12 protein-coding genes are annotated in these 13,011 nt (G+C 56.3%); 2 read left to right on the top strand and 10 right to left on the bottom strand.

The genetic code is table 11. From position 1 onward, the window contains the following. Complete coding sequence (locus GS630_RS02585) at positions 1–885, bottom strand: encapsulin (RefSeq protein WP_171177214.1); 885 nt, start codon at positions 883–885, stop codon at positions 1–3. Between the two features lie 52 nt (positions 886–937). After that, entirely contained in the window at positions 938–4,135 is a 3,198-nt protein-coding gene (locus tag GS630_RS02580) for an adenylate/guanylate cyclase domain-containing protein (protein ID WP_171621092.1), read from the bottom strand. A gap of 461 nt (positions 4,136–4,596) precedes the next feature. Here GS630_RS02580 and GS630_RS02575 point away from each other — a divergent pair, with 461 nt between their 5' ends. Beyond that, complete coding sequence (locus GS630_RS02575; protein WP_171177210.1) at positions 4,597–5,295, top strand: class I SAM-dependent methyltransferase; 699 nt, start codon at positions 4,597–4,599, stop codon at positions 5,293–5,295. Between the two features lie 69 nt (positions 5,296–5,364). After that, positions 5,365–6,411: a glycosyltransferase gene (locus tag GS630_RS02570; RefSeq protein WP_171621091.1), complete on the top strand. Its 1,047-nt coding sequence runs from the start codon at positions 5,365–5,367 to the stop codon at positions 6,409–6,411. A gap of 57 nt (positions 6,412–6,468) precedes the next feature. Here the strand turns inward: GS630_RS02570 and GS630_RS02565 are convergent, their stop codons facing one another. The 8 genes from GS630_RS02565 to napF are packed head-to-tail and all read right to left on the bottom strand — an operon-like array spanning position 6,469 to position 12,966. Continuing rightward, positions 6,469–6,726, bottom strand: coding sequence for a hypothetical protein (locus GS630_RS02565; protein WP_171177206.1), 258 nt, complete (start codon positions 6,724–6,726; stop codon positions 6,469–6,471). 13 nt (positions 6,727–6,739) lie between these two features. Next, complete coding sequence (locus GS630_RS02560; protein ID WP_171177204.1) at positions 6,740–7,432, bottom strand: NapC/NirT family cytochrome c; 693 nt, start codon at positions 7,430–7,432, stop codon at positions 6,740–6,742. A gap of 29 nt (positions 7,433–7,461) precedes the next feature. After that, positions 7,462–7,899 carry a nitrate reductase cytochrome c-type subunit gene (locus GS630_RS02555; RefSeq protein WP_171235076.1) on the bottom strand — a complete coding sequence of 146 codons (438 nt, stop codon included), beginning with the start codon at positions 7,897–7,899 and terminating at the stop codon, positions 7,462–7,464. A gap of 12 nt (positions 7,900–7,911) precedes the next feature. Then, the gene (gene napH, locus GS630_RS02550; protein ID WP_171177200.1) at positions 7,912–8,829 is read right to left on the bottom strand and encodes a quinol dehydrogenase ferredoxin subunit NapH; all 918 of its coding nucleotides are present in this window, start codon (positions 8,827–8,829) and stop codon (positions 7,912–7,914) included. Beyond that, complete coding sequence (napG, locus tag GS630_RS02545) at positions 8,826–9,644, bottom strand: ferredoxin-type protein NapG (RefSeq protein WP_171177198.1); 819 nt, start codon at positions 9,642–9,644, stop codon at positions 8,826–8,828. The genes napH and napG overlap by 4 nt, the downstream gene beginning before the upstream one ends. 27 nt (positions 9,645–9,671) lie before the next feature. Continuing rightward, the gene (gene napA, locus GS630_RS02540; protein WP_171621090.1) at positions 9,672–12,164 is read right to left on the bottom strand and encodes a nitrate reductase catalytic subunit NapA; all 2,493 of its coding nucleotides are present in this window, start codon (positions 12,162–12,164) and stop codon (positions 9,672–9,674) included. Further along, positions 12,161–12,454, bottom strand: a complete 294-nt coding sequence (locus tag GS630_RS02535; protein ID WP_171177194.1) for a chaperone NapD — start codon at positions 12,452–12,454, stop codon at positions 12,161–12,163. The genes napA and GS630_RS02535 overlap by 4 nt, the downstream gene beginning before the upstream one ends. Continuing rightward, positions 12,454–12,966 (bottom strand): ferredoxin-type protein NapF, encoded by a 513-nt coding sequence (gene napF, locus GS630_RS02530; RefSeq protein ID WP_171177307.1) that lies wholly within the window; start codon positions 12,964–12,966, stop codon positions 12,454–12,456. The genes GS630_RS02535 and napF overlap by 1 nt, the downstream gene beginning before the upstream one ends. Positions 12,967–13,011 lie beyond the last annotated feature (45 nt).

Below are 13,011 nucleotides of genomic sequence, written 5' to 3'. Positions count from 1 at the left end.
TCAGCAGGTGAGGGTGCAGATGGCCTGTTCTTCCTTGATCCGCAGGCGGAATTTCTGTTGCACACGGAAGACATGCTCACCTTCCGACGAAGTCTGCAAGTACTTGACCGCGATTTCAGATGGCACCACGATTTCAACAGGTGCGCCTTGTAGCGACACAAGCGCTGCGTTATTCGCGGGCAGGGTGCCCGAGCGCAGCAACGGACCATCCAGAAACGGCAGAATGCTGTCCCGCGGCAGCACCATCGAGTTTTCCAGCGGCGTCGTCACGGCCTGGAACAGGCCATTGCCCATCACACAGGCATAGGGGCCCAGATACCCGCGCGATTCCAGTTCATTGATACCCGCAACCACCGCTTCGAACACTTTGGTGCCGGTGTAGGTTGTCTTCTTTGCTGACGACGAACCAGAAGATGTCTCACCCGCTTCCAGCAAGCCTTCGTATTTGCCGCCGCCGCTGACGGTATAGATCGGTGGCAAAGAGGTGGGCGCGCTAGAGTTGGGTTTGGGACCTTGCCCGGTGCCCGGTTGGCCGTTGAAGATGATGTCGTCTTCGACCCGTGCCACAATCGCAGCCGCACGGCGGAACATGATCAACGCCGCGGACAGCTCGGGGTCGGCCATCTGCGCGCTTTTCAGATAGACGTTCACAGACACAGTGGTCAGGCGCGTGGTGTCAAAGTCGTTGACACCAAGGCGTTTTGCAGTGCCGTTTTCGTTGTCGACCAGTTCAAGCCGGTTCAGCGGGACCGATTGTGTATCAGCGGGGAGCGGCCCGTATAGTGGCAGAAAACTTGCGGCCACCCGCGCGCGGAGCGCCTCATCATGGACGGCTTTGTTCACGGCGTTCCACTGGGCGTCGCCCCAGTCCAATGCATCGGTCATGTCAAATCCCTCTTGGTTTTGCCGCCATATTTGGCGGTTCACTTGGTTTTGTTCAATTTTTTTCGGTCAGTTGGTCCAGAAATTGTCTGGCCCGATCTTCCTGCACAATAGCCCCAATGCTGCGCGCCAGCGTTAGTGCCTGCACGGCTTCAGCCCTGGCTGCATCTATTTTCCCGCTTGCCGCGAAGGCCTTGGCTCGCACGCGGTGATATTCAGGCTTGTTTAGCGTTTCTCCGCGTTCCCAGCCGGGTGCGCAGACCGCCTCGAGCCGGTCCAGCGCCCTATCGAGGTCACCATGATCGATCATTATTTCCGACAATACGATCTGATTCTGCGGGAAAGTGAAGTTGCCGCCTGATTTCGAAATCAGGTTCATGCGCGCTTCGATCTGTTCGGGCACATCAGCAAGGTCGCCTTTCCCGGCCTGTGCAAGACCCATATAGATGTCCTGCATGGCGTGCAGATACAGGAACCCTTCCTCATCTGCGATCTTGCGGGCTTCCTTCATCGTTACGTCCATCCTGTCCCACTCACCAGCGTAAGGCAGGAACATGCAGCAGGCACCCATGATATAGACCAGATTGGGCGCGTGGTTCAGCGCCCTGCTGACTTCAATGGACTTAAGACGCGCAGTTTCAGCTTTGTCGAACTTACCTTGCTGCCATAGCAGGCATCCTTGAATCGCCAACAGCGAAGCCATGGTCGAAGACTGCGTCATCGGCATCATCGCCATATCAAGTTCTGGCGATATCAGGGCAAAGGCCCGGTCAAGCTGACGCTCACATTCGGCGAACTCACCACGGAAGTAATGGGTGAAGCTCAGCGCGCGGGCGGTGAGAACGTTGGCAACCGGATCCCCGGTCATTCCAGCCATCGCATCCAGCGCCTGTCCCATCTCCATTGCGTGATTCATTTGGCCACCAACAAAGAAATTGGTCCAACGGCAGAAGGTTGCAGCGAAAAGCGTCTCTCCATCACCCAGAGACTGAGCAAGCTCCATGGCGCGCGCGGCTGTCTCTCCGACCTGATCAGCAGACCAGCCATAGATCGCCATGTAAGCGGGCAGAATGTTCATCTGAACGCGCAATTCGAACCCGTCACGTTCGGCAGTTGCGGGCATGGACCCGAGATTGCGCAGCGCCGCCCGAAAGGCTGAGATCGCGGGCAAGTTCGCGAGTCGGGACAGGGCTTGCTCGCCTGCGGTGAACCAGTGGGCGACAGCTTCGTCCTTTAAACCACCCAAATCGCAGTGATGCGCGATGGTGTCAGGGGCTGGGTTGCCAAAGGCCTTGTGCTTTTCAAGTAGGGCTTTGCCAATTTTCAGATGCAGTTTTTGACGATCGTCGCGTAGCAGAGAGTTATAGGCGGTATCCTGAACAAGCGCGTGGCTGAACGTATAGGTGGCGGACCCTTCGTCGCTGGTCGCCAACAGTACACCGGCCGCCATCAATTCCAGCAAGGCTTTGTCGACATCCATGCTGTCCTGGGCGACCGCGTCGATCATGCGTGCTGAAAAGCTGCGCCCGATGACTGATCCCAACTGCGCAACAGGTTTGGCGTTTTCCATTCTGTCAAGGCGTGACATCAACGAATCCTGCAGCGTGGATGGAACGCTCAGCGCATCCAGCACCTCGGCATTGATCGGCGCGTCGGCGGGTAGCTGATCCAGAACCGCCTTTGTTATTTCCTCAATGAACAGAGGAACCCCATCCGCTTTTTCAATGATCTGACGGATCAGAATAACTGGCAGACTAAAGGGCTCGGCCACACGGCGTACCAACTCGGATGCCTCTGTCCTTGCAAGCGGTGACAGATCGACGGTTGCCGCCTTGTCCAGGTAATGCTCTGGCGGCTCGTATTCAGGCCGGTGTGACAGAACCATAAGTACCGGGAAACCTGCCAGATTGGCAGCAAGTGTGTCCAGAAAATCCAATGTGGTGGCATCTGCCCAGTGAACATCTTCTATAACCAACAGCAACGTGCCGCGCCTGTCGCATATGCTGGCAAGGCTGCGCAGAAGCACATCCATGGATTTCCGCGCCTTTTTCAGCGGATCAGGTTCGGCGGGCGCGCCCGAGTCGACACCTGCCAAATCCAGCAGGACGGGCAAGTCCGTTTCGTTCACACGCGAGGCGGATTGAACAAAACCTGTTACCGCAGCCTGGATATTTTCGTCGGATTGGTCGCCTGACACACGTCGTAACTCGTTTATTATAGGGTGTAGAGGTAGACTGGTCAGGTGTGGCGTACATTGTAGGGTAAGCGGTTTGACCCCGATCGTTTCAGACAGCGACTTGATCAGTCTCGACTTGCCTATACCTGCCGCGCCGCCGACAAGCGCCATTCTGCCGGCCCCTTCCTGTGCTGCCGACCAAAGCTGAGTCAAAGTCGACAGGTCGTCTTGCCGTGCCACCAGTTTGACTGCAGATTGTCCGGTCCGGGCCTCAAATCGACTGGCAGATACGGTTTCCTTGAGCACGCAAAAGACTTTGCGCTGGTCTTCGAACCCTTTCAAATCATGGCTACCGCGCGGCTCGAATTCGAACGTTCCCTGTGTCAGCCGCATTGTTTCTGATGAGACGATCACCTCACCAGGCTTGGCCAGCCCTTGCAACCGGGACGCAAGGTTCGCCGTCTCGCCAACCAAAAATTCCTCAGACCCAAGGCTTTTCGAGGACACGATGCCAACAACGACCATTCCGGTTGCGATTCCTGCACGCAGATTAAGCTTTTCGCCGAATTTGTTGTCCAGGTTTTGAACAGCCTCGATGGTTTCCAAAACTGCCCTTACAGCCCGCTCAGCGTCGTCTTCCATTGCTTTGGGATACCCAAAATACACCATGATGCCATCGCCCTGACGATAGGCCAGATGACAGCCATGCTGTTTCAAGGTGCCGATGGCTGTATCCAAGTACAGATTCATGATCTGCATCAGGTCTTCGGGATCATAGCGCTGTGCAAGCTGCGTGGATCCGACGAGGTCGCAAAAGACCAGAGTCAGTTGCCTTCGTTCGGCCTCGGACTTTACTCCATCTCGGCTTGACGCGTCTTTGCTTTTGAGTTCCGCCTGAGCTTTGCGAAACCTTTTTCTTTCCCCAACGCTCAACCCAAGGTCGCGCAGTTCCGGGTCGGTCAGATCGTCCAAAAGCTGGTCGTCCACGCCTTCTTGCCGGAACATCGATAAATGATCCGTCAGACCGGCCAGATTTAGAACTTTGGAAATACGTTTTGCCTCAAGGACCCGCGTCATAGTCTTGCGATCCCGCCCATATTTTTCCCCTCATAGTCCCCACAGTTTATATTGTATTTGCATAGGCAAAAATAGAGAGGATTTTTTAGAAGGCGCTTGACGCAAGGGCAACTTCGTTAACGAGTTATCTTGTTTGAAGAAATCCTGTTGAAATTTCAACCCGCCTTTGCTGCCTTCAGTTGGGAATAGTGAGTCAGGGTATCAAAGCGATATTGGAAAGGGGGAATCCCGTTCCACAGGTTCGTTTTTGCTGCTCAGCTTGCCAATTGAAATCGGTTAAGAAATGAATTGCGGCAACCCAATGACAAAGAACGAGGCCGCGTGTTGAATTAGAACGCTACGAGGTACTCGACCCAAACAGCGTTCAAGGCCAACAGGATCGCTGATTGACAAATACCCGGCCCTCGCTCAATGCAGTAGGGATGATCACAAGTCTGAATTCACGGAGCGCGGCCCCAAAAATGCCCAATCTCACCCAGCTGGCCAAAAAACACGGTACCGACAAGGGACTGACGGATCTGGCTCATGGTTACACGCGGCTGTACGAGCTTCTGTTTCACCCGCTTCGGGACAAGCCTATTCGGTTGCTTGAAATGGGGTTGTTGCGCGGTGGCCCCGAGGTGCGGGGGCGTCGGGCAGACCGTGAAACGGATCGCGTTCCATCGGTTGATATGTGGCTGGAATATTTCGAACATGCTCATGTCACGGGTCTGGATATCTCGGACTTTTCTTGGCGCAAGGGGCCTAGGTTTGATTTCGTCCAATGCGATATGGAAAAGCGTGAGAACATCAAAGCTGCAGCGGCCCAGTTTGAACAGCCCTTTGATGTGATCATCGACGACGCTTCGCACGCCTCGCATCATCAGCAATTCGCGCTTTTGGAGATGTGGCCAAAACTCAAGGATGGTGGGATTTACATTATCGAGGACCTCCACTGGCAACCGGGCACGTTTGAGAACCCGGATTTTCCCAAGACGGGAGATCTATTCCATGACTTCCAACGTACCCGTAGGTTTGCGCACTCTGATCAGGAGATCGAGCGCGATCTGAACGCTCTTGCGGATGAAATCGGGTTCGCCTTCGTCTTCCCCGACAAGTTCAAGCGACGCGGCGCACCCAAAATCCTAGCGATGCAAAAAGTACTTGGTCAATATGATTGATAGCCTATCGCTCTCGATACCTTTCGGCCCATTTTTGCGTTCAAGTTATGACCCGCAGGATTGTGTCGGATGACCAGCGACAAAAAAATGGCTGTCGTGCTGTGCACGGACGAAAACCAGATTTGGCAGGCGGCCTATGCGTTGGTGCGATCATTCTTGCTCGACACGACCAACGAGATTCAGCATTACCTTTATGTCTCGGCTCAGGTAGATCCGCGGTTGGAAACTCTGTTTTCAAGATATTTCAGGATCGTCTATTGTTTGGACGATATTGTCCCGCCCGAAAAATTCAAGTCGCATGGTTACGTGTCCCAGGCGACTTTGCTCAGGCTAAAAGCACTAGGCGATCTGTCTCATTTGCACGAATTTGTACTGTATCTTGATAATGACATCGTGCAACGTTGGGGGTCGCCGTCAGACCTGATGCAGTTGCAGGGTTTTGAACAGCCCATTGCGGCCGTGGCCGATAACACCCGCTGGACGCAGGGCCGGTTCTGGAAAAACGCAGACTTCAATTTATTACCTGCAGGCGCGCAGCAAAAGTACTTCAATGCCGGTATGCTGTTCGTCAACAGCAGGGCTTTGATTGCGGAAAACATCTTTGAAAAGGCGCTTGGCGCGTTGACTGGTGCGAGTGATCCTCTGCCCTTGGCCGACCAAAGCGCACTTAACATTGCTGTGGACGGAAACTGGCTAGAGTTGTCGCCATCGTGGAATTGGCAGCACTCATACCTGCCGGGCAAGATCATAGCTTTGCTGAACCCCCGTTACGTTCACTTTACAGGACCAGTCAAACCCTGGGCCAACACGACCCGCGAAATAGAAGAGATCTATACCCTGTCCCTTTTGGCTTTTCTAAAGCACTTCGGACTTGATGATGTGCATAATGAAATCGCGGCTGAGAATTTTCCGAAGAAACGTCTGACGCACTACATGAAAAGAACGCATGGCATTTCGGAGAAAACGTTGTCCAGATACGACAAAAGCTTGCCCTACTTTTCAGACGGCACATTTGCAGACCGCCAATCCGGCATTCTTGCTTTTGGGGCGGATGCCGACAGGCAGGACTACCCGTTTCCTGACCTGTTTAACTTCCTTGGATTGAATCCAGATTGAGCCCTAAGGTCTGTTGGCGTGTGTCGGTCCCGCCGGGGTGGCGGAACCGGATCTATGTCAGGCCGTAGAACCCTTGAGTCGAATGGCCGTGCCCAAGCTGCCTGCGCAGACACCGACCACGACGGCGATGACAAGCTCTAAACCTTCGACTTGCGCGAATTGAAAGCCAGCAAACACCAGCGTTTCGAATATACCGACTGCGCCACCCAATGCCGCGCCCAGCCACAGCTTGCGGGTCATCATGCCAAGGGCCAGCCCCAGAATGCCGGGCAGGCTTAGGATGTTGCCGCCTATCGTTCCCAGTATCTCTAGCATCTCCGCTCCCCCTTCAATTCGAGCTGTTGTTCAGGAAGTCACGGATATCGTCGCCAGATGCGGTCGCATGTTCTTCCAGAACTTCGCCTTCAAGTCCCGCGGTCACATTCTCATATGTTTCCAGGTAGTTCGGCGGCAGGCTGTGCGCGATACCCTGGTGGCAATCGATACAGGTCATGCCTGTGTCGATAGCGCGCTGGTGTTCCGACGCGGCGCGGGTTTCCTGAATGGTAAAGTCCATATAGTCGAAGTTGTGACAGTTGCGGCATTCGCGGCTGTCGGACGCTTTCATCTTTTTCCACACCGCCGAGGCCATTGCCAGCCGGTGATCCTCGTATTTCTCGGGCGTGCTGATGGTTCCGGCAAGCTCGTGATAGACGTCTTTCACGGCCATGATCTTGGCTTTGATCTTGTGGTTCCACTCATCCGGAACGTGGCAATCGGAACAGATCGCACGCACACCGGAATGGTTGTTGTAGTGGATCGTCTCGCGGTATTCGCCCAGATTCGTTTCCATGGTGTGGCACGAAACACAAAACTCTTCTGTATTGGTCAATTCCAGGGTCCAGTGAAACCCACCCCAGAACAGGATACCGGCCAGAAATCCTGCAAGGATCAGAAAGCCCGAGCTGAACATTACCGCCGGTGTCCAGATCGCGTTCCACAGTCGACCTAAAAAGCCGCGTTTTTCGGGGGAGTCTGCCATGTCGCTGCTCCTTTCAGTCTTGAGTTGAATCAGTTGCCAGTTGAGGGCTGGAACACGTTATCGACCAGCGGCGGCGCGTCCGCTTGCGGAACGTGGCACTGATTGCAGAAATACCGGGTTCCTGCGATGCGATCCAACTCGCGGCCTTCGCGGTCCAGATAGTGGGTCATCGAAAGGGTCGGTGCATTTCTCTCGCCAGCTTTGGACCAGTCATGGCAGGACAGGCACTGATTGGTGCGCACATCGATCTGATATTGTTCGATCGAGTGCGGGATCAGCGGCGGCTGCTGGCGATAATTGCGCTGCATCCGTCCTTCTACATTTTTGTGGATTTGATCCAGCGGGATCGGTTCGTCCACGTCCGCGCCTCGCAGGGTTTCAACTTGTGCGGATTGCGCGAGGGCCCATCCGCTCAGCAACAATACGGGTAGAAGGGCAATTCCGCCTGTAACGATTGATCTTTTCATCTTGGCACTCCCCTAGATAGGTCTGGCAGCGCGCGGTTCAGGCGCGGCAACTGGATCGGAAGGTTGAACGACGTGGTCGTCAAACCGGTGAGTAAAGTTAAAAACGTCGACTGCGCAGACATCGATGCAACGTCCGCAGTTTGTGCAGTCGGGTGACAGGATCAGTGGCGTGTGTCCCGACTTGCCTTTCAGCGCGGGTGAGATCACCTGATTTTCCGGACAGACCGCATAGCAATCCATGCAGTCGTCACAGGCGGCGCGATTGGTGGCGCTTACACGTAGCAGGCTTTTTGACCCGATCAGGCCATAGAACGCACCGACTGGACACAGATGACCACACCAGCCATGACGTGAGACAATCACGTCAAAGATAAAGATCGCGGCAATCATGGCCCAAACAAAACCCATGCCGAAAACCAGTCCGCGATGGAGCATGGTGATCGGATTTACCAGCTCCCACGCGATCACACCGCTCAGGCCCGACACAAGCAAGACAGTTGCCAGAACCCACAGGCGCGAACTGCGCTTGGGCTGCCAACCTTTGGGCAGATCCAGCTTGCGATGCAGCCAGTTCGCGGCATCCGTCACCGGGTTGATAGGGCAAACCCAGGAACAATAGACCCGACCGCCGATCAGCGCATAAACCGCCAAAACGATCAGCCCGCCGATCAGTGCCGTCACCTCAGGCAAATGACCCGCAACGAAGCTTTGCAACAGGATGAAAGGGTCTGTCAGGGGCAACACGCCCAGCGTCAGCGACCCCGCCAGGTTTCCTTCCACGATCCATATGCCGAACCACGGACCCAGCAGAAACAGAACCAGAAAGAACAGCTGACTTACGCGGCGCAATAACAGATAGCGATGTGCGCCGATCCAACCTTTGCTTTCGACTGCCTCGTGACCTACAGGCATATGCGTGCGGGCGCTCATTGTCCGACTCCGGGTAGTTCATATCCGGGGGCAAACCCGCCCGGAGAAACCAAGTTGTCGGTGCCAGGTCCTGGCAAACGGTCGGGCAAATCAATGATCCCTTCGACAACCGGCGCGCCCTTGGCAGCCTTTTCTTCCCAGCCTTTCCGGTAGTGTTCTGCCGAACTACCACGCGCCAGCCGCGTAGGCAGAACCTTGATGGCTGCTTCTGGTAGAACACAGCTTTTTTCGCACATGCCGCAGCCAGTGCAGCGATCGGAATGGACGGTCGGAATGAACAGCGCGTGATGACCGGATCGAGTATTATGCTCGGTCTCGAGCGTGATCGCTTCATCAATCACCGGACAAACGCGGTAACAGACATCGCAACGCAGGCCGAGGAAGTTCAGGCAGTTCTCTTGATCGACCAGCACCGCGACGCCCATTTTGGCATCGTCGATATTGTCCAACCCGGGGTCCAATGCCCCTGTTGGACATGCGGCCACACAAGGAATGTCGTCGCACATTTCGCAGGGAATATCCCGCGCGGTGAAAAACGGCGTTCCGGTTGCTACCGCATCCGATCCAAGTTCGGCCAGCTTCAGGGTGTCGTAGGGGCAATCCCGCACACACAGACCGCAGCGGATGCAGGCCGACAGAAACTCCTTTTCCGGCAATGCGCCGGGCGGGCGCAAAGCCTCGGCTGGCAGCGCGCGGGCGTCGCGGGCCAGATAGGCCAGCACCGACCCGGCGACAACGCAGCCGCCCGCCGCGCGGGCCGAGTCCTGCAGGAACCGGCGCCGTTGCGGCGAAAGGGGTGTGTCGACAAGAGGCATGGGAATTACCCGTACAATCCTTGCTGGTTACGCGCGCTCGACCTTGCAGGCGCACTTCTTGAAGTCGGTCTCTTTCGAAAGCGGGCAGGTCGCGTCCAGCGTCAGTTTGTTGGTTAACTGATGCTCGTCGAACCAGGGCATGAAGACCAAACCACGCGGCACCTTGTTCCGGCCTCGGGTCTCCACTCGGCTGGTGACTTCCCCGCGACGGGTGGACAGGACAATCTCTTGCCCGCGCCGCAAGCCGCGATCACGCGCGTCTTCTGGGTGCATGTACACCACAGCCGACGGATAAGCGCGGTGCAGTTCCGGAACCCGGCGAGTCATCGAGCCCGAGTGCCAGTGCTCCAGAACGCGGCCCGTTGACAGCCACAGATCGTACTCCTCATCGGGCACTTCGGCGGCAGGTTCGTACGGCGCAAAGATGATCTTGGCTTTACCGTCTTTGTGACCGTAGAACTTCACATCCGCGCCTTCGGGCACGTAGGGGTCATATCCTTCGCGGAAGCGATAGAGCGTTTCCTTGCCATCCACGACCGGCCAACGCATGCCGCGTGCCTGATGATACATGTCGAACGGAGCAAGGTCATGCGCATGACCACGCCCGAAATCGGCATATTCCTCGAACAAACCTTTCTGGACGTAGTAACCGAAATGCTCGGCATCGTCGTTGTCGAAGCCTTCCGCAGTTTCGGACAGCGGGAATTGGTCAACCTTGCCGTTGGCGAACAGCACGTCATACATGGTCTTGCCGCGATGTTCGGGCATCTTGGCCAGCAGCTCTTCGCCCCAGACCTCTTCGACGGTGAAGCGTTTCGAAAACTCCATCAACTGCCACAGGTCGGATTTCGCTTCGCCCGGCGCCTTGACTTGTTGACGCCAGAATTGGGTGCGGCGTTCCGCGTTGCCATATGCACCTTCCTTCTCGACCCACATCGCGGTGGGCAAGATCAGGTCGGCAGACACCGCCGTAACTGTCGGATAAGGATCAGATACGGTGATGAAGTTTTCCGGATTGCGGTAACCGGGATAGCCTTCTTCGTTGATGTTGGGCGCAGCCTGCATGTTGTTGTTGCACTGAACCCAGTAAGCGTTCAGCTCACCATCTTTCAGTTTGCGGTGCTGCAACACGGCGTGGAAGCCGGGCTTTGGCGGGATGGTGCCAGCCGGAATGTTCCAAGCGGTTTCGCAAATTTCCCTGTGCTCATCATTCGCGACGACCATGTCGGCGGGCAGGCGATGGGCAAAGGTGCCGACCTCACGCGCGGTGCCACAGGCCGAGGGCTGACCGGTCAGCGAGAAGGGCGAGTTGCCGGGTTCCGATATCTTACCCACCAGCAGGTGCACGTTGTACATCAGAGAGTTCACCCAAGACCCGCGTGTGTGCTGGTTGAAGCCCATGGTCCACAGGCTCATGACCTTGCGTGTTGGGTCTGCATATTGCTGCGCCAGTTTTTCCAGCTTATCCGCAGGGACGCCGGACAGCTCGGAAGTGTACTCCAGCGTGTAGGGTGCGACAGCCTCGGCGTATTCCTCGAAACTGATGGTTTCCAGCTTGCCCGAGTTCGGGTTCGCGGCTTCCTGCTGCAACGCATTGGTTTCACGCAGGCCATAACCGATATCGGTTGCGGTCTTAGTGATATTGACGTGGTTACGCACGAAATACTCGTTCACCGCGCCATTCTGGATGATGTAGTTGGCGATATAATTCAGGATTGCCAGGTCTGTCTGTGGTTCGAACACCATTCCGTTGTCGGCCAGTTCGAACGAGCGATGCTCGAAGGTCGACAGTACATGCACTTCGCATCCCGGTTTTGTCAGGCGCGTATCCGTCAGGCGCGACCACAGGATCGGGTGCATCTCGGCCATGTTCGAACCCCACAGCACGAAGGTATCGGCGTGTTCCAGATCGTCATAGCACCCCATCGGCTCGTCGATGCCAAAGGTACGCATGAAACCCACAACAGCCGAGGCCATGCAATGGCGTGCATTGGGGTCGATATTATTTGACCGGAAGCCTGCTTTCATCATTTTGGCCGCAGCGTAACCTTCCCAGACGGTCCATTGGCCCGAGCCGAACATGCCGACGCTGGTCGGGCCTTTCTTGGCCAGGGCCTCTTTCCATTTGGCGGCCATGACATCAAAGGCTTCATCCCAGCTGACGGGCTCAAATTCACCGTTCTTGTCGTATTCGCCGTTGGTTTTGCGCAGCAGTGGGGTGGTCAGGCGATCCTCGCCGTACATGATCTTGGACAGGAAATAGCCTTTGATGCAGTTCAGACCCCGGTTCACGGGTGCGTCGGGGTCGCCTTGTGTGGCGACAACGCGGCCATCCTTGGTGCCAACCAGAACCGAGCATCCAGTGCCGCAGAAACGGCAAGCGGCCTTGTCCCAGCGAATATCGGGCGCATCGGCCTGCGCATTGGCCTGACCGGCGGCCATCGGAATGCCAGCGGCCGAGGCCGTTGCGGCAGCGGCGGATGCCTTTAGAAAAGTACGACGGGATTCAGAAACAGTCATTGCATGGGCCTCCTGCTGGTCGGTTGGCTTTGGGCATTTGATTGCGGAGATGTCTCCGCCGGATCTTCGAAATGGTGATATGTCAGCGACAAAGAGATCACGCCGGGGATCTGGTGCAGATCCATAATGGTGTCCGAGGCCAGCTTTTCAGCGGTATCCTCGACAACCACTACAAACCGGCCATCCTCGGCTTCGGCATGAAGCTCGACGCCTTGGGTTCCAGTCATTGCCGCACGCGCGGCGTCGGTGTGATCTGGGGCGATGTGGACGAGACAGCCACAGATATTCATTAGGTCACCTCCGGGTGTTGTGGGGTGGGGCGGTGCATCGAGATGGCCCCGGCGGGGCAGGCAGCAGAGCAGCTTCCGCAACCGATACAGACTTCGGTATCAAGCGCAGGCTCCGCCCGTCCGCCCAGTTGCAGACGAAAGCGGATGGCGTCTTGCTCGCAATTGTCCTGGCATACGCGGCAGCTGACCCCGTTCATTGACAGGCAGCTTGCCGCATCAACTTGTGCACGCCACGGCCATTGGGCCACACGTTCGGGCAACAGCGCAAGTGTTGGGCACGCTTGGGCGCAGTCTCCACATAGGGTGCAACCATCTGCGGAAAAGTCGAGAGTGGGAAAACCACCGTCATCGAATGTGATGACGTTTTCGGGGCAAGCCGAGGCGCAATCCTCGCAGCGTGTGCACAGATCTGCAAAGTCCGAAACGGCCGCGCCCGGCGGGCGGATCGCATCGCGATCTTCCCTAAGTATGCGCGCGCTGAGAAAAGCGCGTCTACTCGTCATCTGGCTCATGGCTGGTGACTCGAATGTGGACATTTTTTGTTCGCGTGTTTGTTT

The organism is Ruegeria sp. HKCCD7303 (assembly GCF_013111185.1).
Lineage (GTDB): Bacteria > Pseudomonadota > Alphaproteobacteria > Rhodobacterales > Rhodobacteraceae > Ruegeria.
The sequence above is the reverse complement of the archived record's forward strand: the minus strand, read 5'-3'. Positions and strand labels throughout refer to the sequence as shown.

What these genes read in the sequence shown, in the direction of transcription:
- GS630_RS02585 (WP_171177214.1), bottom strand. Translation starts at nt 885, where the DNA reads ATGACCGATGCATTGGACTGGGGCGACGCCCAGTGGAACGCCGTGAAC.
- GS630_RS02580 (WP_171621092.1), bottom strand. Translation starts at nt 4,135, where the DNA reads ATGACGCGGGTCCTTGAGGCAAAACGTATTTCCAAAGTTCTAAATCTG.
- GS630_RS02575 (WP_171177210.1), top strand. Translation starts at nt 4,597, where the DNA reads ATGCCCAATCTCACCCAGCTGGCCAAAAAACACGGTACCGACAAGGGA.
- GS630_RS02570 (WP_171621091.1), top strand. Translation starts at nt 5,365, where the DNA reads ATGACCAGCGACAAAAAAATGGCTGTCGTGCTGTGCACGGACGAAAAC.
- GS630_RS02565 (WP_171177206.1), bottom strand. Translation starts at nt 6,726, where the DNA reads ATGCTAGAGATACTGGGAACGATAGGCGGCAACATCCTAAGCCTGCCC.
- GS630_RS02560 (WP_171177204.1), bottom strand. Translation starts at nt 7,432, where the DNA reads ATGGCAGACTCCCCCGAAAAACGCGGCTTTTTAGGTCGACTGTGGAAC.
- GS630_RS02555 (WP_171235076.1), bottom strand. Translation starts at nt 7,899, where the DNA reads ATGAAAAGATCAATCGTTACAGGCGGAATTGCCCTTCTACCCGTATTG.
- napH (WP_171177200.1), bottom strand. Translation starts at nt 8,829, where the DNA reads ATGAGCGCCCGCACGCATATGCCTGTAGGTCACGAGGCAGTCGAAAGC.
- napG (WP_171177198.1), bottom strand. Translation starts at nt 9,644, where the DNA reads ATGCCTCTTGTCGACACACCCCTTTCGCCGCAACGGCGCCGGTTCCTG.
- napA (WP_171621090.1), bottom strand. Translation starts at nt 12,164, where the DNA reads ATGACTGTTTCTGAATCCCGTCGTACTTTTCTAAAGGCATCCGCCGCT.
- GS630_RS02535 (WP_171177194.1), bottom strand. Translation starts at nt 12,454, where the DNA reads ATGAATATCTGTGGCTGTCTCGTCCACATCGCCCCAGATCACACCGAC.
- napF (WP_171177307.1), bottom strand. Translation starts at nt 12,966, where the DNA reads ATGAGCCAGATGACGAGTAGACGCGCTTTTCTCAGCGCGCGCATACTT.